The organism is Tumebacillus flagellatus, from assembly GCF_000714935.1.
Lineage (GTDB): Bacteria > Bacillota > Bacilli > Tumebacillales > Tumebacillaceae > Tumebacillus > Tumebacillus flagellatus.
Map to the genome: position 1 here is coordinate 171517 of NZ_JMIR01000004.1, position 18715 is coordinate 190231.

Genomic DNA, 18715 nt, shown 5'->3' on the forward strand with positions numbered 1-18715 from the left:
AACGGGAGGAATACAGCATGTCAATTGTCTGGGAAGGCGCAAATCAACCTGTAACCTTGCAGATGCTGAAGGACATGGAAGTGAAATTGGGAATTCGTTTCCCGAAGGACTTTGTGGAATGTGTAATTCAGAATCACGGCGGACACCCCTTCCCGGACGTTTTCGATTTTGGGAATCATAAAGGCGCAGTATTCGGAAGATTGCTTAGTTTAGACACCAATGAATTTGAGTCCGTTCAGAGGATCTACGAGGCTTCCTCAGATGAACTGCCGGATGGAGTGGTTCCGTTTGCTCTGGATCCAGCGGGCAATCTGATCTGTTTTGATTATGTTCACGGAAAGCAGTCCGACCCCGTTGTGGTTTTCCTGTATCATGAATTTGCGCTCACAAGAGACGATTTCGAGGACCTCACGGAAACAGACCGCGGAGGGCTTACCTACGACGAATTTTTACGCGAAGAAGCAATCCGACCGATCTGCGGTTCTTTTTCGGAACTGCTTTCGATGTTGCATGAAGGCGACGGCGAAGAATAAAAACATACCAACGCCGACCCTGTGCATACACTGGTACCTGACGTCCAGCCCTGCATGGTATGATGGAAGCAGGGCGGACTGCGTTCTAAGAAGCGCGATTCGTTCGTAAGTTGTCTTACAGAACGAAACGCCTGTCCCCTGCATAATAATGAGTAAATACACACACCCATGGAAGGTCATCTCTCGGCAAAGGAGTGAGGAGAATGAAGGTAGAAAAACTCAGCACAAACAAAGTGCGCATCTACATCACCTACGAAGATCTCAGCGAACGCGGCATCGACCGGGAGGAGATCTGGCAGAACGGGCGCAAAGTGCAGGAATTGTTCTGGGATATGATGGAGCACGCCTATTCGGAAGTCGGGTTTGAAGTCGCCGGTCCGTTGGCTGTCGAAGCGTTCACGATGCCGACCGAAGGGATCGTCGTCATCGTCACTCAGTTGCCGCCCTCGATGGCGGGCGCAACAGAGGATGCGCTGCTGGATGAGGAAGAAGATCTGGAGTTGGAAGCGATTCCCGCCGATCTGAGCGAAGCCTTCATTTTCGTGTTCCAAGACTTTGAGGATGCCATTCGGGCGGCTCACTCGTTGCGAGCGCATGACGGTTTGGGTGGTTCGCTCTACCATTACAAGAACCGTTACCACTTGTTCTTTGACGAAGAAGAGATCGCGGAGGACCTCTACGACACGATTTGGTCGATCCTCCACGAGTACGGCGATCTCTCCGCCACCACCAAAGCCATGCTCGAAGAATACGGCAAATGCGTCATGAACGGGAACGCCGTCCAGACACTGACGGATCATTTCCCGCTTCAATAAATTGAATACGTGCACAAAAAGAAACTCTTCGCTCACCTCGGTGAACGAAGAGTTTTTTCATCGGAAGAAAAACTGCACCAGCCGCATCAGCATCGCCGCGATCGCCGCCGCCATCAAAGGCCCGACGGGGATGCCCTTGAACACGACGATCCCGATCACCGAACCGAGGATCATCCCGACCATCAGCTCCGGGTCCATTTTTAACATGTACAGACCTTGACCATTTACATAAGTGGCGATGATGCCGCCCACCAACGCGCAGATGCCGCCGATGGTGAGAAACGTGCCGAGCAAGTCCTTGGTTTGAATCTTGCCGTTGACCAAGGGCACGAGCACGGAAATCATCAAAAACAACAACCCCAGTTCCAACCCCCGACGTTCCATCGTCGGAAAGAAACGCTGAAAACTCAACAGTTTCATGATCAGCAACAAGCTCGCCGCCGTCGCCAAGATGCTGGCGCGCCCGACGATGCCGATGATGATCAACACGACGAGGACGATTTCACCCGTCACACACATCCGCCCTTCCTGCATGAGCATTCTCGTACAGATGTATATGGACGAGGTACAGGCATTAGACCTAGAGAGTGAAACGCAGGGTATCGCTGCGCAAGCCGCACCGCAGCGCTTCCAGCGAGATGATGTCGCGCGGCGCGATGTTGCCGAAGTTGACGTTCGGCCCGAACAGCTTGATCAGTTCTTCCTGCTGCGAGCGAATCGGCGCTTCCCAGATCAGCAGGTCCTGGTTGCCGACCGACCGTACCAATTCGTCAAACTCGTCGCGCAGCAGCTGCCCGTGCGAATCGAACATTCCGACGCCCTTGCCGGACTCGCGGCCTTCGATGATCACTTTGAACGCGCCCGCGTCCAAGTCGGCGGCGATCATCTGCAATTGGGTGGCGACAGGGAGGTGGGTGTCGTTTTCCTTCTTGCCGACTTCAGTGATGACTTTAAAGCCCTGCGCTTTGGCGGTGGTGATGATTTCGAGGCGCAGCTCCGCCGGCAACGAAATCGTGCCGTCCGAAACTTCGACCGTTTGAAAGCCCAAGCTCTGACAGCGATCCAAAAATTCGTGCCATTTGCCTTGCAAGATGGACGCTTCCAAGAAGGTGCCGCCGGGGTAGACGTCGATGCCGGCGCTTTGGAGCAGGTTGATTTTTTGCTGCAACACGTGAAGCGGATAGAGCTTCGACGTGCCGAATCCAAGCTTGACGAAATCGATATAGGCTCCGGCCAACTGGATGAGATCGCCGGTTTCTTGCACACCCAGCCCCGTGTCGATCAACATCGTAAGCCCGCTGTCGGTGCGCGGCTTCGCGAGGCGACCGGGCAGCGGGTCGCGCAGGATGTCATCCCAGCCCCGCTTCAGGGGGTTTTGTTGCATGCGTATCACGGACTCCTTTCGCGAATCAGGCTCTGTTCAGCCTATGAAAAAAGCGGGCGTGTGGTTACGCCCGCGCTTTTTTCAGAGCCGTCGCTTTGCGATCCCATTCGATCTTCTGATACGGATCTTTGCCGCCCTTGTCCTGCTGTTTGACTTTGATGAACATCCAGCAGACGATGAAGCACAGCAATGTCAGCCCCGCCATGATCAAGTACATCATGCGCGGCGTATCCATCAGCGCCCCGAAGATCGGCGGTCCGGCGGCCACGCCCAAGAAGCGTACCGAGCCGTACAGCGACGTGATCGCCCCGCGCTCGTTCTGCTCGACCGACGAGGTGATCATCGTGTTCAGACACGGCAGCGTCAAGCCGGTCCCGATGCCGGAGACGACCAAGAGGCCGAGCTCGATGTAGGGGTTTTTCAGGAACGCGTTGATCACGAGCGGCAAGAAGATCAACGCGAGACCGACGAGGATCAGCGTTTTCATCAAGCCGTAGTTTTTCTTGATCTTGGTGCCGGTGATGTAGGAAGTCACCGCCATCGCCAAGAGCGGCCCGGAGAGGATGAAACCGCGCATGAGGCCGTCGATTTTGTACACTTCCTCCAGAATTTGCGCGATGTAGAACAGGAACCCGAAGAGGATGAACAGCGCCACCACACCGGCGAAATAGGCGGTGAGGAGGAATTTGTATTGCTTCTTGAACGTTTTTTTCAATGTGGAGAGGTACTTTTTGACTTCTTGTTTCGGCCCGGTTTTTTTCGGTTCTTTCACAAAAAAATACACGAGCGCGGCCGAGAACACGCAGATGATCGGGAACGCGAAGAACGCGGCGTACCAAAACAGCATGGCGAGCAACACGCCGAAGATGGGGGAGAGCACTTTGCCTAAGCCGTTCGCCGCCTCGATCAGCCCGAGAGCTTTCGCGCGCGCGGCTCCCTTCCAGAGGTCGCCCGCCAGCGCCATCGCAATCGGAGCGGTGCCGGCAGCGCCCAAGCCTTGCAGAACGCGTCCGACCATGATCAGCCAATACGGAGAACTGAGCAACCACGCCGCAAGACCGCAGATGACGCCGCCGATGCCGTAGAGAATCAGCCCCGGCACGATCACCACTTTCCGGTTGTAGCGGTCGGAGAGAAAACCTGCGAGCGGGATGATCACACCCGCCGGGACGGAGAACATCGTGATCACCAGAGAGGATTGCGCTTTGGAGATGCCGATGGTATCCTGCATCGTCGGCAGGATCGGAATCAACATCGAGTTCCCCAACACCATGATCAGCGGAACGGTCGCCAGCGCGAACAAGGGCAAGAAGTGGATCTTTGTTCCGGTGGATTCCAAGGTTGTTCTCACTTCCTCTGCGTTTGTAATGGTTCTCTCTTGTAGTTTTCGGCACAAGAGGTGTACCCTATGAGAGGAGATTGTTGGACAGAAGGAGAGTGACACTATGAACGGTGTAGACCCGCAAGAGTTGCTGCAATTGATCGCGACACGTCGCTCGATCCGCAAATGGACCGACCAAGAGGTGCCGGACGAACTGATTCATCAAGCGTTGACCGCCGCGACGTGGGCGCCCAACGGCGGCAACTTCCAGCCGTGGCATTTCGTCGTCGTGAAGAACCGAGAGCTCATACAGAAGATGGCGGACGCGGTCCAAGAGAAAACCCTGCTGATGGCTTCGTGGCCGGAAGCGGAGCCGTTTCGTGAACATGTGGAGCGCTGGAAGACGTCCAGCGACTTCTTCCGAACGGCGCCTGCCTGCATCGCCGTCTACATGGGCGATTACCGCTCGATTGCCGACCGACTGCTGGCGGCGCGCGGACGCGAAGACGCCGATGCGGCGGCGATGCAAGATGCCCGCCATCTCGGCAGTTCGCGCCTGCAGACGATCGCCGGAGCCATCATGCAGATGCTTTTGATGTTCCACGCCCAAGGGCTTGGCGCGGTCTGGATGGCGGGCCCGCAACAAGCGAAGCAGGAGATCGAAGCGATTCTGCCGCCTGTGGAAGGCATGGATTTCGTCGCGCTCGTGCCGGTGGGCTATCCGGCGCAAGAGCGCACCCTCACCCGCAAGCCGGTTGAGGAAGTTTCAACTTGGTTGAAATAGGCAGATGCCTTGACAGAATTTTGTGAGTGCTGTACTGTATTGAAGTAGCAAAACAACGACAACTGCACAAGCAAGAAACTCTCTTATCCAGAGTAGGCGGAGGGACTGGCCCGATGAAGCCCGGCAACCGACACGCGGATTTTTGCAAGTACGACGCGTGCACGGTGCCAATTCCTGCAGGATCACACGATCCTGAGAGATGAGAGAAAGGACTCCTTATGTCTATTTAGAGGGCCTTTCTCCACTGGGAGAGAGGCCCTTTTTGCTTGATGATTGAGGAGGACTTCAAGATGACACATATTGAAACCAAGTTCGCACAAATCGGCAACCGCCGCGACCCGCAGACCGGTTCGGTCTCGTCGCCGATCTACCTGTCGACCACGTACAGCCATCCGCAGCTCGGTGTTTCCACCGGCTTCGACTATACCCGCACCAAAAACCCGACCCGACAGACGCTTGAAGACGCGATCGCCGAACTCGAAGGCGGCGTGCGCGGGTTCGCGTACGCATCGGGTATGGCTGCCATCGCCGGAGTCTTCGGACTGTTCGGTCAAGGCGACCATCTGATCGTCTCGCATGACTTGTACGGCGGCACGTACCGCTTGATCGAGCAAATTCTGCCGAAGCAGGGCATCTCCGCCACGTTTGTGGATACGGGGGAGGTGCAAGCGGTTGAACAAGCTCTGCAACCGAATACCAAGGGAATTTTCGTAGAAACGCCGACCAATCCGACGATGCGGATTACCGACTTGAGTGCGATTATTGAAGTGGCTCAGCGTCACAACGTGTTGACGATTGTGGACAACACGTTCATGACGCCGTACCTGCAACGCCCGCTGACGCTTGGCGCTGATATCGTCGTGCACAGTGCGACAAAATACTTGGGCGGGCACAACGACGTGCTCGCAGGTCTGGTCGTCGCCCGCGAGACGGAAGTGGCGGATCGCATCTACTTCCTGCAAAACTCCATCGGCGCGACCCTCGGCCCGCAAGATTGCTGGCTGTTGATGAGAGGGATCAAGACGCTCGCGCTGCGCATGGACCGCCACCAAGAGAACGCGCTGCTCGTCGCCGAGTGGCTGGCGGAACATCCGGCGATCTCCACCGTCTACTTCCCGGGGCTGTTCGGCCATGAGGGCCGTGACATCCACTTGAGCCAAGCGCGCGGCTACGGCGGCATGCTGTCGTTTGAAGTGGAAAGCGAAGCGCTCGTCGAGCCGCTCTTGCGCCATCTGAAACTGATCACGTTCGCCGAATCGCTGGGCGGCGTCGAATCGTTGATCACGTACCCGGCTCGTCAAACGCACTTCGACATCCCGGAAGAGATCCGCGTCTCCGTCGGCGTGACGAACTCCCTGCTGCGCCTCTCGGTCGGCATCGAGCATCACAGCGACTTGATCGACGATCTGGCGCAGGCGTTGGCGGCGGCAGAGAAGGAAATCGGAGCGAAGGGAGCACAAGCTCGTCATGACTGAAAAAAACACCACATTCGCCACCCGCGTGCTGCACACCGGCAATGAAATCGACCCGGTGACGGGGGCGGCGGCATTTCCGATCTACCAAGCTTCGACGTTCCACCAAGAAGACCCGTGGAACCCGCCGGCGTATGAATACGCACGCTCCGGCAACCCGACGCGAAACGCGGTCGAGGACGCCGTTGCGAAACTGGAAAACGGCACGCGCGGATTCGCGTTCGGCTCCGGCATGGCGGCGATCACGACGACGCTGTTTCTGTTTTCGCAAGGCGATCACATCGTCGCGTGCGACGACATCTACGGCGGCACGTTCCGGGCGTTGACCCAGTTGATCAACCGCTTCGGCATCGAGACGACGTTCGTCGATGCCACAAACTTGGATGAAATTCGCGCGGCGATCCGCCCGAACACCAAGGGCTTGTTCCTCGAAACGCCGTCCAACCCGACGATGAAGATCATCGACTTGGCGGGGGCGGCGCAAATCGCCAAGGAACACGGTCTGCTTTCGATCATCGACAACACGTTCATGACGCCGTACCTCCAGCGTCCGCTCGATCTGGGCATCGACATCGTCGTGCACAGCGCGACCAAGTTCCTCGGCGGGCATTCCGACGTCGTGGCAGGCGTGGTCGTCACGAGAGACGAAGAGCTTGGCAAGCGCTTGTACTTTTTGCAAAACGCATGCGGCGGCGTGCTCGGTCCGCAGGACTGCTTCTTGCTCCAGCGCGGGTTGAAGACGTTGAAAGTCCGCATGGACGCCTCGTGCGCCGGCGCGGAAAAAATCGCCCAGTACCTCTACGAGCGCGGCGATATCGAGAAGGTCTACTATCCGGGCCTGCCGACGCACGCAGGCCACGAAATTCAAAAAGCGCAGGCGGACGGCTTCGGCGCGGTGGTCTCGTTTGACCTCGGCAACGAAGCGCGCGCCCGCAAGTTGATGGAGCGCGTGCAACTGCCGCTCGTCGCCGTCTCGCTCGGCGCGGTGGAATCGATTCTCTCCTACCCGCGCATGATGTCGCACAACGGCATGCCGGCAAATGAGCGCCTCAAGCGCGGCATCGGCGACGGGCTGTTGCGCTTCTCGATCGGTCTGGAAGACCCGGACGATCTGATCGCCGATCTTGAACAAGCTTTGAAGTAGAAGGGCTTGGAAGAGTTTTCTTGAAGTAGAATTTTCCAAGAGGTAAAATGACCGATAGAGCATCCTACTGTATACTCCGTATGCTTAGGGTGCTTTTTTCTATAGGTATGGATTTGGACAGAAAAAGGTGGGAGAGAGTTTGGAATCGACAACGATGGAGATGGTACACCGCTACATCGGATTGGTGTTGATCGTGCTGATTGTCGGGATGTTCGGCGGACGGCTTTCGCGGATGTTGCGCATCCCGGACGTTGCGTTGTATTTGCTGATCGGCGTGTTGGTCGGGCCGATCTTGCATTGGGTGGAACTGTCTCCGCAATCCTTGGCGGATCAGTTGATCATCATCGTCGGAGCGGCGCTGATCTTGTTTGACGGAGGACGAGCCATCCAATTCAGCGTGTTGAAGAAAGTCTGGTTCACGCTGTCGATGCTGTCCATTCCGGGCGTTTTGATCACGGCGGCGGTCACGGCGGGAGCGGCGTACTATCTGCTCGATTTGCCGTTGCCGGTGGCGTTTTTGCTGGCGGCGATCATCGCGTCGACCGACCCGGCGACGCTGATTCCGGTGTTTCGGCAAGTGCCGATCGACGAGAAAGTCAAGCAGACGGTGGAGTCGGAGAGCGCGTTCAACGACGCGACGGGCTCCATCGTTACGTTTACGGCGCTTGGTGTCGTGACCGGCGGGGAATTTGCAGTCGGCAGCGCCCTCTGGCAATTTGTCAAAATGGCGGTGGGAGGCCTGCTGATCGGGCTCGTGTTCGGGTGGCTGGCGACGGCGATGATCTCGAAGCGGCGCGGGGGTTTTTTGCGCGACTACGCTTCGATTGTCGTGATCGTCGTGGCGCTCGGGGCGTATCTCGTCGGCGATCTGATCGGGGTGAGCGGCTTCATGGCGACGTTTACGGCGGGGCTGATGCTTGGCAACCACCAAAAGCTCGGCTGGCCGACGGATGAGGAGAGACTGCAAGGCGTGGGTCATTTTTTTGACGGCATCACGTTGATTTTGCGGATGATGATCTTCATCTTGTTGGGGTCGCAAGTCGACTTTGCGGCGCTGGCGGAGTATTGGTGGCAAGGGCTCTTGATCGTGGCGGTCTTCATGTTGATCGCCCGACCGTTGACCGTGTTTCTCTGTGCGGGGCCGGATCGGATGGCGAAGTGGACGCTGAAGGAATTGCTGTTCATGTGCTGGGTGCGCGAGACGGGCGTGATTCCGGCGGCGTTGGTTGCGTTGATCGCCGGGATGGACATCCCGGGCTACCGGGCGATTGCGTCGGTGACGTTCATGGCGATTCTGATCACCATCGTCGTGCAAGCCGGAACGACCGGAATCGTCGCCCGCAAGTTGGGCGTGGCGTTGGATTTCTCCGCGAATCATGGGAAACACTAAGCGCAACCATGAACACAAGGGGGAAACCAGTTGAAACCCTATAACGGTGTGACGCGCAAAGACGGAGGCGAGAAAGACCTGATCAAATTTGACAACCCGGACGACGGCGACGTGTTGGAAAACGCCGCGGACGGTGCGCAGGGCGATGCCGAAACGCTTGTCGTCGTGGACAATCCGGACGATTTTGATAACGAAGTTCAAAACGGATAACGTATGAATTTTCTGGCGACAACCTCCCCTTGCTTCTGTTAGAATGGGGGCATGGGAGGGATGTCCGCATGACGATGTTTCAACCTCTGATTGGAACGAATGATTTGGAAGAGCTCGTGAGCAAGTACCAAAAGCAACTGAACACCGAGGCCCTGCTCTACTTGGAGAATCGGGACATCTCGGAGAAGACGGTCACGAACTTCTCGCTTGGGTATGAAGACATCATCATCGGGTTTTCCGTGACCCAGAACACCGGACTGTTGCCGGGGCGGATCGTGTTTCCGATTCGCGATATGGAAGGGAACATCCGCGATTTGATCGGGCGGGCGATCGACGACCGCGAGCCGAAGTACAAAGCACTGCTGGGCGATTCGATGGTGCTGTTCAACGAGCCGGTGCTCTTGGACCATCAGGAAGTCGTGCTGGCGGGCGGTCTGTTTGACGTGTTGTCGCTGCATCAAGTGCCGATTCCGGCGGTGGCGGTGCCCGATTGCTACTCGTTTCATAAGGAACAAGCCCAGCTGTTTGCAGACAAGCGCGTGTTCATCTGCTACGGCAACGACGAGGGAGGCCGCCGGGAAGCCGAGCGCGTCTCGAACTTGCTCGAAGGCGTGGCGCAGGACGTGTTTATCGTGACGCTACCGGAAGGGATCAAGGACATTAACGATCTGTACGTGCGGGCGGAGAATGCCAAGGAAGTGTTTGTTGCGCTGATCAACCGGGCGATTCAAACCAAGCAGGAGTCCGGCATGCCGCCGGATGAGCATTACCTGACCATGTACAACGAAGAATTTTTAAAACGCCAGCGCGGGCAAACGACCGGCATTCCGTCCGGGATCGCCGAGTTGGACGACCTGTTGCTCGGCGGGTTTCGCACCGGGCTGTATGCGGTATCCGGACCGATCGGCTCGGGAAAAACGACCCTGCTCCGCCAGATGGCCGACCACGCGGCGTTTCTCGACTGCCCGGTCGCCTACTTCTCTTGGCAGAACTCGTCGTTTGAACTGTGGGCGAACTCCGTGGGACGCTTGCTGGGGGTCTCGTGGCGCGATCTGTTGCTTGGCAACGCCGACCCGGACATGGTGAAGCAAGCCAACGAACATTACAATGAATTTGCCGATCACATCTGGACGCTCGAAGCGTCTGTGGACAACACCGTCGAGGACATCGCCGAGTTTGTGCAAAGGATTGCACAAACCAACGGCAAGGAGCCGATCGTGTTCTTGGACTATTTGCAGCGCATCCCGAACAGCAAGCAAGAGATGCTGCCTTCGCAAGAGCGGGCGTCGAGGGTCGCGTACGAGTTGCACATGTTGGCGCGCGACTTGGATTGCCCGGTGATCGTGGCGGCGAATCAGGAGCGCGACGGCGACATGCTGTCTCAAGCGTTGGAAGCGACCGTAGACGTATGGATGCACTTGTCCGCATATGATGAGCGGGACGGGACACATACTTTAGACGTCGTGCAAAACCGCAACGGCGACCGCGGATCGATTCGTGTCGCATTGGGTCAAGAAGCGGCCGTTTTTCGTTCTCTCGGCGAATAAGTCAGCATACGGGCGAGTGATTCAGCCCCTTGCGTTTCTTTGAGGAATTTGGACGTGTACCGTGTTCAGATGCGTCTCAGTGCAGGTTCATGAACTTTCCATGGACTGCGCGAAGGTGTATATTGGTTGAGGGTTAGAAAACCTTTCAAATGTTCAAAGGTGGTCGAGTAGAAGTGAGTACCCAAAACGCAACCTCCAATGTTACAGCAAATGAACCTGTTGAGAACCTGAACGTTTTGACCAGCACCCAGCTGGTTATTGGCGAAGCATTGAACAAGCTTGGTTACGGCCAAGAGATGTTTGAACTGCTCAAGGAGCCGCTCCGCGTGTTGACGGTGCGCATTCCGGTTCGCATGGACGACGGGAATGTCAAGGTCTTCACGGGCTACCGTGCGCAGCACAACGATGCAGTGGGCCCGACCAAGGGCGGCATCCGTTTCCATCCGGATGTGACCGAGGACGAAGTCAAAGCTTTGGCGATCTGGATGTCCGTCAAGTGCGGCATCGCCGACCTGCCGTACGGCGGGGGCAAGGGCGGCATCATCTGCGACCCGCGTGAGATGTCGTTCCGCGAACTGGAGCGCCTGTGCCGCGGTTATGTCCGCGCGATCTCGCAGATCGTCGGTCCGACCAAGGACATTCCGGCTCCGGACGTGTTCACCAACTCCCAGTCGATGGCATGGATGATGGACGAATACTCCCGCATCCGCGAGTTCGACGCACCGGGCTTCATCACCGGCAAACCGCTGGTGCTCGGCGGCTCTCAAGGCCGCGATTCCTCGACCGCACGCGGCGTGGCGATCGCGATCCAAGAAGCGGCGAAAGTCCGCGGCATCGAACTGAAAAACGCGCGCGTCGTCGTCCAAGGCTTCGGCAACGCGGGCGGCTACTTGGCGAAATTCATGCACGACGCCGGCGCGAAAGTCGTCGGGATCTCCGACGCTTACGGCGGTCTGCATGATCCGAACGGCCTCGACATCGAGTACCTGCTCGACCGTCGCGACTCGTTTGGCACCGTCACCAAGCTGTACAAGAACGTGATCACCAACCAAGAGCTCTTGGAACTGGATTGCGACATCCTCGTTCCGGCGGCGATTGAGAACCAGATCACGGCGCGCAACGCCCACAACATCAAGGCGCAGATCGTCGTGGAAGCGGCCAACGGCCCGACGACCATCGAAGCGACCAAGATCCTCTCCGAACGCGGCATCCTGCTCGTTCCGGACGTGGTGGCGAACGCAGGCGGCGTTATCGTCTCCTACTTCGAGTGGGTGCAAAACAACCAAGGCTTCTACTGGAACGACCAAGAAGTCGACGAGCGTCTCCAGAAGATCATGTCGCGCTCGTTCCACACCGTGTACGAAACGTCGCGCGTGCGCAAGATCGACATGCGTCTCGCGGCTTACATGGTCGGCGTTCGCCGCATGGCGGAAGCAAGCCAACTGCGCGGTTGGGTGTAAGAGCTGTTTTTGGTATACTAAGAGGGTGGGGCCCGGTTGCGGGTCACGCCCTTTTGTTTTTTTTCGTTGAGGAGGATGCAGGATGACATACACAGTTCCGCAGAACGTTGAGACGCTGTTGAAGACGTTCACCGAGATGATGACCGGCGAGTCGTCGCCAGAGAATGTAGAAGCGGTATTGCAGTGGGCGATCTACATGCACGTGCGCTCCGTGATGCCGCCGCTCGTCCAACACTGGCGCAGCGCCGACCCGGAGAACGCGCAGGAAGTGTCGGAGGCGATCAAGCAAGTCCAAGCGCTCAATGCCGCCTTGAAGGAAAAACGCGCCGCGCAAACTGCGCAGGGTGAGCAAGCGTAATACATACACACATGTCATACACACACGTCATACACACACCAAGAAGCTCTCGCAAACGAAACGGTTGGCGGGAGCATTTTTTATAGGAGGTCGGGGAGATGGCGAAGCGACTGGAGACGAACGTGCCAGGGGATTTTTTTGTAAACTCGAACTGCATTGACTGCGATCAGTGCCGGCAGATTGCGCCCGCGACCTTCTCCGATGTGCGCGGGATGTCGGCGGTGACGACGCAGCCGCGAGGAGATGAGGAACGGCGGTTGGCGATGTATGCGCTGTTGACTTGCCCGACCGGGGCGATCGGCAGCGAGAACCAAGCAGGGTTGCAGGAGGCGATGGCGGACTTTCCGCTGCGGGTGGATGAGAACGTGTACTTTAACGGGTTCTCGGCGAAGCACTCCTACGGGGCGAGTTCGTACTTGATCCTGCATCCCGACGGGAATTGGCTGATCGACGCGCCGCGCTGGCAGCCGCAGTTGGTGGAGAAGTTTCAAGAGTTGGGCGGCATCCGTTATCTTTTTCTCTCGCATCAAGACGATGTCGCGGACGCGGCGCGGTATGCGGAGAAGTTTGGAGCCGAGCGCATCATCCACGAGTGGGAACTGCACGCCCAGCCGGACGCCGAGCACGTGATCCAGGGGCTGGACACGGTGGAGTTCGCACCGGACTTCCGCATTCTCGTGCAGCCGGGGCACACGCGCGGACATCTCGTGCTGCTCTATGCCAAAAAATACCTGTTCACCGGCGACCATCTCGCTTGGGGCCGCGAGCGGGAGGAACTCGAAGCGTTTGAAGATTTCTGCTGGTATTCGTATGCCGAGCAGGGCAAGTCGATGGCGCGGCTGGCGCAGGAGACGTTTGAATGGGTGTTGCCCGGTCACGGCGACCGCGTTCATCGGCACGCCGACGAGATGCGTGCCCGGATGAAATCCTTGGTGCAACGGATGGGGGCGCAGGCATGAAAGTGTTGTTGCTTTCCGACTTGCATTGCGAGAACAACCATGAAAAAACGGGCAAGAGCATCATCCCTGCCGTTGCCACGTACATCCGCGAAGTGGCGCCGGACCGCGTGATCGTCGCGGGCGACATGGCGGGCGGGGCGGCTCGGTGCATTCGTTATCTTGAAGAGTTGGAGCAGAGCTCCGGCACGGCGCTGTCGTACGTTCCCGGCAACCATTCGATTTGGACGGATAAGCGCACCGATTCGTGGCACGAGTACGAGCTGTTGCGGGCGCATCACTCGTCGTTGATCGGAAAGCCGCTGTTGCTGGGCGACAAGTGGGCGGTCGTCGGCGACATGGGGTGGTATGACTACACGTATCGGGAGAAGTCTTGGACGCGGGAAGATTGCGTCACCCGCAAAGAAAGCTACTGGCGCGACAGTGTGTTTGCGCGCTGGGGCATGGAGGACGAGGAAGTGACCGACCGCATGCTGGACTCGTTCCGGACGCAGTTGGAAGCGACGGCCGATCGCCGGGTGGTGTTTGTGAATCACTTTATCCCGTATGACGAATACTGTCCGATCTCTCAGCACAGCCGGGTGTGGAACATGATCCGGCCGTTCATGGGCAGCCGCCGTATCGGCGAGTTGATCGATGCGATGCCGCACGTGGAGCATGTCGTGTTCGGGCATGTGCACTACCGCTACGGCACGAGGCGGCGCGGGGACAAGTGGGTGCATTGTCATCCGCTGGGCTATCTGCATGAGTGGAAGACCAACAACATCGAGCGGGAAATTCGCTTGGCAAGTCATGTGATTGAGTTGTAAGAGTTCGTTGTAACCCATCGTATCCTGTGTAACCGTGAACACCTCTCCTCTGGTATACTAAAGCTAATGAGGAGAGGTGTTTTTGGGTGTCGCAACTGCATTTTCAAACGGACGGATTGTCCGTTTCTTATAAAGGTTTGACCATTGCGCTGTTGCCCAAGGAGTACGCGCTGTTGGATTTTTTGTATCAAAATCGGGGGCATGCGTTTACACGCGAGGAGTTGCTGGATCGCGTGTGGCCGCTGGAAACGCCGGTGGATCGCACGGTGGACGATCATGTCTACCGTTTACGGAAAAAACTGAAACCTTGCGCAGAGGTGGTGAGCCTCGACACGGTACGCAGCATCGGGTATCGCTTGACGGTGAAAGACGTGCGTCCGCTGACGATGATGCCGTCGCAGACGGATGCGGAGCTCAACGAGTACGCGCAGAAGATGCTGAGCAAGTATCACCTGTTCGGGCAGGGCGATGCGCTGATGATGATGTACCAGCAGCAGAAGGTGTTGGGGATTGAGATCGACCCTTTTTACGAGGTTTACATCCGGTTTATCTCCGGGGATTTTTTTTGGTTGGTGGAGTCGGAGCACGTTCCGATTGAGCATCGGCTGTATCTGCTCTTAGTCCTGTTTGCAGTCGCACAGGATGACACGCAGGAGGCGCTGGATTTTATCGAGCGGGCGTTGGCGACAGACTTGTTGCCGGAGAAGAACCGTACGGAGCTGTACATCCTCGATATGTTGTTTGCGATGATGATGACGGGACGCGTGGACGAGGTGTTAGAGCGGTTTACAACGGTTACGTATCCGTTGATTGAAGAGAAGGGGTGGCAAGAAGGCTTTCTCATGCCGACGATGCTGGCGGAGTCGGCGGCGTTCTTTCTGGCTGGGCAGTATGAGAAGATGGAAGGCAATCTGAACCGCGTGGAGAAGATGATTCAAGAGGCGCCTTACTTGCGGGAGACGGGATTTTACCGCTTGGCGCGCGGAGTGTGGGAGATTCACAACGGGCGCAAGGCGGCGGGAAAAGCGACGTTGGAGGAGGGCCTTGATATTTTGCGGCAGTCGAAGTTTGTGCCGCAGTATCTGTTTCATTTGCGCAAGGTCGTTTATTTCTTCGAGGTTCAACTGGATGAACCGGAGTTGTGCCGGGAGTATCAAGGGTTGTGGAAGGATGCGTGTAAGCAGTATCGGTTGGAGGAAGTCGCGGTGAAGATTCGCGAGGTCTTGCAAAACGTGCTCCTCTGACATTCCTCTGACAATCCCCTTGTATGCTGAGAGCAAGAGCAACAGAACAGGGGGAATTTTTGATGTTGAGAAGAAATCGAGCGTTCCAGCGATTGTTCCTCGCGTATGCGATGTCCACGCTGGGAGATTGGTTTGATATGATGGCGGTGTCGGTGCTGATCGGGTATGTGTGGAACGCCGACCCGTTGGTGATGGCGCTCGTGCCGCTGACGTTTGCCGTGCCGGGCTTGCTGTTCGGGCAAGTCGCCGGGGTGTTTGCGGATCGCTTTTCGAAGTTGAAGCTGTTGATCATGTCGGACGTGGTGAGCGCCGGGTTGACGGTGGCGCTGATGTTTGCGCCGAACGTGTGGGTGTTGCTCGTACTGCTGACTGTGCGCTCGTGCGCGGGGACGTTCCATTATCCGGCGCAGAATGCGTTGACACGGTTGATCGTGGCGGAAGAGGACCTGCTGCGGGCGACGTCGTTGAACGGAATGGTGAACCAGATCGGCAAAGTGCTCGGCCCGATCGTCGGGGCGGCGTTGGTGGCTGTTTTTACCCCGCAGGCTTGTATGTTGGTGAACGCGATTTCGTTCGGGTTGTCGACGATTGTGTTGTTGACGGTGGGGAAAGTGGAAGAGCGCAAGGCTGCAGAGCAGATCGATCCTGGTTCGGAGCCGATGGTGGAAGCGAAGCCGTCGTTTTGGGAATCTTGGAAGGGCGGGTGGAAGGTGCTCGCGGGCAACCGCGTGGTGCTGAATTGGCTGGTGTTCGGGTTGGTGGCGTCGATTTCGTTGCAACTCGGGGATTTTCAGTTTCCGGTGGTGTTCCGCGAGTACGACGCGTCGCGGACGGATCTGTTTGGGTATGCGGTGGCGGCGATTGGGATCGGGTCGGTGATCTCCATCGCGCTGCTCGGCCGGTTGAAGGAGGTCAAGCGGTACGGGTGGTTGTACGGCGGCGGGTTTCTGCTGCTGGGTCTGCTGTTCGGCGCGACCGGCTTGATGCGACCGGGGTTGCCGTGGTGGCTGTTTCTCGTGATCGCGCTGGTCGGAGGCATCGGGAACGGGCTGACGATGACCGGGACGAATTACGTGTTGCAGAAAGAAGTCCCGCAAGATGCGATCGGGCGGGTGTCGGGGATTGTGAATTCGTTGTTCAGCGTGGTGATGATTGTGTCGCCGTTGTCGGGTGGGTTTTTGGTGAGGTCGCTCGGGGCAGGGGTTACGTTTCAGGGGATTGGGGCGTTTTTGATGGCGATGGGGTTGCTCGGGTTTGTGATTGAGAGGGTTTGGATGAGTGGGAGGAAGGGACAGAAGGCTTCGGGCCCAGTGCATTTGGACTCTTGAGGGTATCATGAGTACTGTCACTGTTAGATTTGTGTGCTTACAAGAATACGCGGATACAGATAACGGAGTAGGGAGTAGGTCATAATTGATCTGCTCTTTTTGTTTGTTCTAAGAAATTTCTAATTAATCATTTTGCCGAAACTACTATCTACCTTCATACATAGAACAATAACAGAAGTCAATTAATTACATATTCCATTCTGAATTCTCGTGGCAAAATGTATACTTTTTTTTGAGAAATCTCTATAATTGAATAGTGATTCTGGTTGATTGTGTATTTACCATTGAACATAAATGGTTCAATGCATGGAGGGGTGCTAAATCATGAGTACGATTGAACATACAGCAACAGCGTCTATCGGTAGAATTCCAATGGGGAGAAGACTTTCAGAACTTTTAAAGGAACGGGGAGATGCCTTCTCTGCTCGTGCTGTAGCCGAACGAATTGGGCTCAACCGTGAGAAACTAAGAAAGATGCTGGTTGGACAACATCCAGTTACGGTTCAAATTCTTGAGCAAATTGCTGACGACCTTAAACTTCCTGTGGAAAGGATTATGCAACTCGATACAGTTAAGAGTGAAAAAGAACTCAAGACTCTCTTAGATGCCGACAAAAGAACGAAAGTAATGATGCTTCGCGCTCTAACTCTCGCTAACGAGCTCGTAGATGCGTCTGTCGGTTTTACAGAGCGTTGTTTCAGTTTTGCGAATCGAGGAAGAGCAGAATTTCAATTGCAAAAATATGATGAAGCACATGAATCTTGGCAAACTGCTATGAAATATGCTGAGAAGGTAAGTAAAGAGTTTGATGACTTCACACTACTCCATCATGTGAGTTCGTTTTTGATGATCTCATACACTATCAGACGAGAATATACAAACATTCTCCACACGTTAAGTATTGTTGAGACTGCTTTTAAAGATGACCCTGAAAAAATGGGGTATGCGAATTATGTTCGAATGAAATGGCAGGAACATAGAGGGGATATGATCAAAGCTAAAGAGTATTCCTACATTGCACTGGAGTTTTTTAAACGCACGGGTAAGATGGATCAAATTGGTCGAGCAATGATCAATGTTGGACATTTCGAGTTTCATACAGGCAATTATGAGGTAGCGAAGCAAATTCTCTGGTCAGCAATTGAAGTATTAGAATCCTTTGACTATCCACGTTTGTTTGCAGTAAAAGACTACGTAAAGGCATTGCTGAAACTCGGACAGAAATCTTCTGCAAGCGAATTAATACGAGAATTTTCACATCTTGCATCTGATTATCCTGACATTCATGGGAAGCTAATGATTCTCTATTCAATGGCAGCAGATGATCCAACTTATGCGGTTTCTGTAAGCGATGATTTAAGCCAAGGAGTTAGTGTTCGTTATTCTGCGTGTAAGTATCTTATGGAATACTATACCTTAGAACGTGACTCTGAATCAGTGATGCAGTACTATGAGAAAGGAAGGGCGATAATAAAGCAAAAATCTGGTTTGATCGACGAGGAGGGTTTTTAGTGAGAGGTAGGTTTTCACGTTTCATTACGTTTGTAGCCGTTGTCACGATAGTTGTCACAGTTTCAACAATCTATGTACAAGGAAAAACAAACAAGCAAGCAGAAACCATCCCGCCAAGTCCTAATTTTATTACTCTGTGGAAATAATGTGCATGTTCCCCTCGATGTCATTCGAGGGGTTTTTGGTGTCACGAATTTAACTGACACATATATGCGTCACTTCTAGGTCTTTTAAAGATTAGTAATAATAAAATCGATGACAAAGAAATTGATATAGAAACCACCCTGAAAACAGTAGGGTGGTTTATTGTGTTTGTAGGGAGTAAACAATTTACGCGAGGTGATTCATTTGGAAACCTTCGGGCAACGTCTTCGTCAGTTCCGTATGAAAAAAGGCTTGACGCAATCGCAATTAGCAATGGGCATCGTCACGCCGTCTATGCTTTCAC

General features: G+C 55.5%; 18 protein-coding genes and 1 riboswitch. Of the genes, 15 read left to right on the top strand and 3 right to left on the bottom strand.

Annotated elements, in window-relative coordinates; translation table 11 throughout:
* Positions 1–17 precede the first annotated feature (17 nt).
* Positions 18–533, top strand: coding sequence for an SMI1/KNR4 family protein (locus tag EL26_RS04855; protein ID WP_038085091.1), 516 nt, complete (start codon positions 18–20; stop codon positions 531–533).
* Between the two features lie 203 nt (positions 534–736).
* The gene (locus tag EL26_RS04860) at positions 737–1348 is read left to right on the top strand and encodes an adaptor protein MecA (RefSeq protein WP_038085093.1); all 612 of its coding nucleotides are present in this window, start codon (positions 737–739) and stop codon (positions 1346–1348) included.
* 57 nt (positions 1349–1405) lie between these two features.
* On the opposite strand, the gene EL26_RS04865 is transcribed toward EL26_RS04860, so the two are convergent.
* The 3 genes from EL26_RS04865 to EL26_RS04875 form a co-directional block, all read right to left on the bottom strand.
* A complete protein-coding gene (locus EL26_RS04865; RefSeq protein WP_038085095.1) occupies positions 1406–1867 on the bottom strand; it encodes a DUF441 domain-containing protein in 462 nt (153 codons plus the stop codon).
* A gap of 61 nt (positions 1868–1928) precedes the next feature.
* Positions 1929–2732, bottom strand: a complete 804-nt coding sequence (comA, locus tag EL26_RS04870; RefSeq protein ID WP_038085096.1) for a phosphosulfolactate synthase — start codon at positions 2730–2732, stop codon at positions 1929–1931.
* 64 nt (positions 2733–2796) lie between these two features.
* Positions 2797–4071, bottom strand: coding sequence for an MFS transporter (locus EL26_RS04875; RefSeq protein ID WP_238546049.1), 1275 nt, complete (start codon positions 4069–4071; stop codon positions 2797–2799).
* A 106-nt stretch (positions 4072–4177) separates the two neighbouring features.
* On the opposite strand from EL26_RS04875, the gene EL26_RS04880 reads away from it, so the two are divergent.
* The 13 genes from EL26_RS04880 to EL26_RS04940 all read left to right on the top strand — a co-directional run bounded on the left by EL26_RS04880 (position 4178) and on the right by EL26_RS04940 (position 18267).
* Positions 4178–4837 carry a nitroreductase family protein gene (locus EL26_RS04880; protein WP_038085097.1) on the top strand — a complete coding sequence of 220 codons (660 nt, stop codon included), beginning with the start codon at positions 4178–4180 and terminating at the stop codon, positions 4835–4837.
* A gap of 80 nt (positions 4838–4917) precedes the next feature.
* Positions 4918–5043, top strand: a riboswitch (SAM riboswitch).
* Between the two features lie 84 nt (positions 5044–5127).
* A complete protein-coding gene (locus EL26_RS04885) occupies positions 5128–6312 on the top strand; it encodes a trans-sulfuration enzyme family protein (protein ID WP_152559176.1) in 1185 nt (394 codons plus the stop codon).
* Positions 6305–7453, top strand: a complete 1149-nt coding sequence (locus EL26_RS04890) for a trans-sulfuration enzyme family protein (protein WP_038085099.1) — start codon at positions 6305–6307, stop codon at positions 7451–7453. The genes EL26_RS04885 and EL26_RS04890 overlap by 8 nt, the downstream gene beginning before the upstream one ends.
* Positions 7454–7592: 139 nt before the next feature.
* The gene (locus EL26_RS04895; protein ID WP_238546050.1) at positions 7593–8843 is read left to right on the top strand and encodes a cation:proton antiporter; all 1251 of its coding nucleotides are present in this window, start codon (positions 7593–7595) and stop codon (positions 8841–8843) included.
* A 30-nt stretch (positions 8844–8873) separates the two neighbouring features.
* Complete coding sequence (locus EL26_RS04900) at positions 8874–9053, top strand: hypothetical protein (protein WP_038085100.1); 180 nt, start codon at positions 8874–8876, stop codon at positions 9051–9053.
* 68 nt (positions 9054–9121) lie between these two features.
* The gene (locus tag EL26_RS04905; RefSeq protein ID WP_052036004.1) at positions 9122–10600 is read left to right on the top strand and encodes a DnaB-like helicase C-terminal domain-containing protein; all 1479 of its coding nucleotides are present in this window, start codon (positions 9122–9124) and stop codon (positions 10598–10600) included.
* 173 nt (positions 10601–10773) lie between these two features.
* The gene (locus EL26_RS04910; protein ID WP_052036005.1) at positions 10774–12060 is read left to right on the top strand and encodes a Glu/Leu/Phe/Val family dehydrogenase; all 1287 of its coding nucleotides are present in this window, start codon (positions 10774–10776) and stop codon (positions 12058–12060) included.
* Between the two features lie 82 nt (positions 12061–12142).
* A complete protein-coding gene (locus EL26_RS04915) occupies positions 12143–12418 on the top strand; it encodes a DUF2573 family protein (protein ID WP_052036006.1) in 276 nt (91 codons plus the stop codon).
* Positions 12419–12516: 98 nt separating this feature from the next.
* The gene (locus EL26_RS04920) at positions 12517–13377 is read left to right on the top strand and encodes an MBL fold metallo-hydrolase (RefSeq protein WP_038085102.1); all 861 of its coding nucleotides are present in this window, start codon (positions 12517–12519) and stop codon (positions 13375–13377) included.
* Complete coding sequence (locus EL26_RS04925) at positions 13374–14183, top strand: metallophosphoesterase family protein (RefSeq protein ID WP_038085103.1); 810 nt, start codon at positions 13374–13376, stop codon at positions 14181–14183. The genes EL26_RS04920 and EL26_RS04925 overlap by 4 nt, the downstream gene beginning before the upstream one ends.
* A gap of 86 nt (positions 14184–14269) precedes the next feature.
* Entirely contained in the window at positions 14270–15427 is a 1158-nt protein-coding gene (locus EL26_RS04930) for a winged helix-turn-helix domain-containing protein (RefSeq protein WP_052036007.1), read from the top strand.
* Between the two features lie 62 nt (positions 15428–15489).
* Positions 15490–16755: an MFS transporter gene (locus EL26_RS04935; protein WP_052036008.1), complete on the top strand. Its 1266-nt coding sequence runs from the start codon at positions 15490–15492 to the stop codon at positions 16753–16755.
* 324 nt (positions 16756–17079) lie between these two features.
* Entirely contained in the window at positions 17080–18267 is a 1188-nt protein-coding gene (locus tag EL26_RS04940; RefSeq protein WP_038085104.1) for a helix-turn-helix domain-containing protein, read from the top strand.
* The last annotated feature ends 448 nt before the right edge of the window (positions 18268–18715 follow it).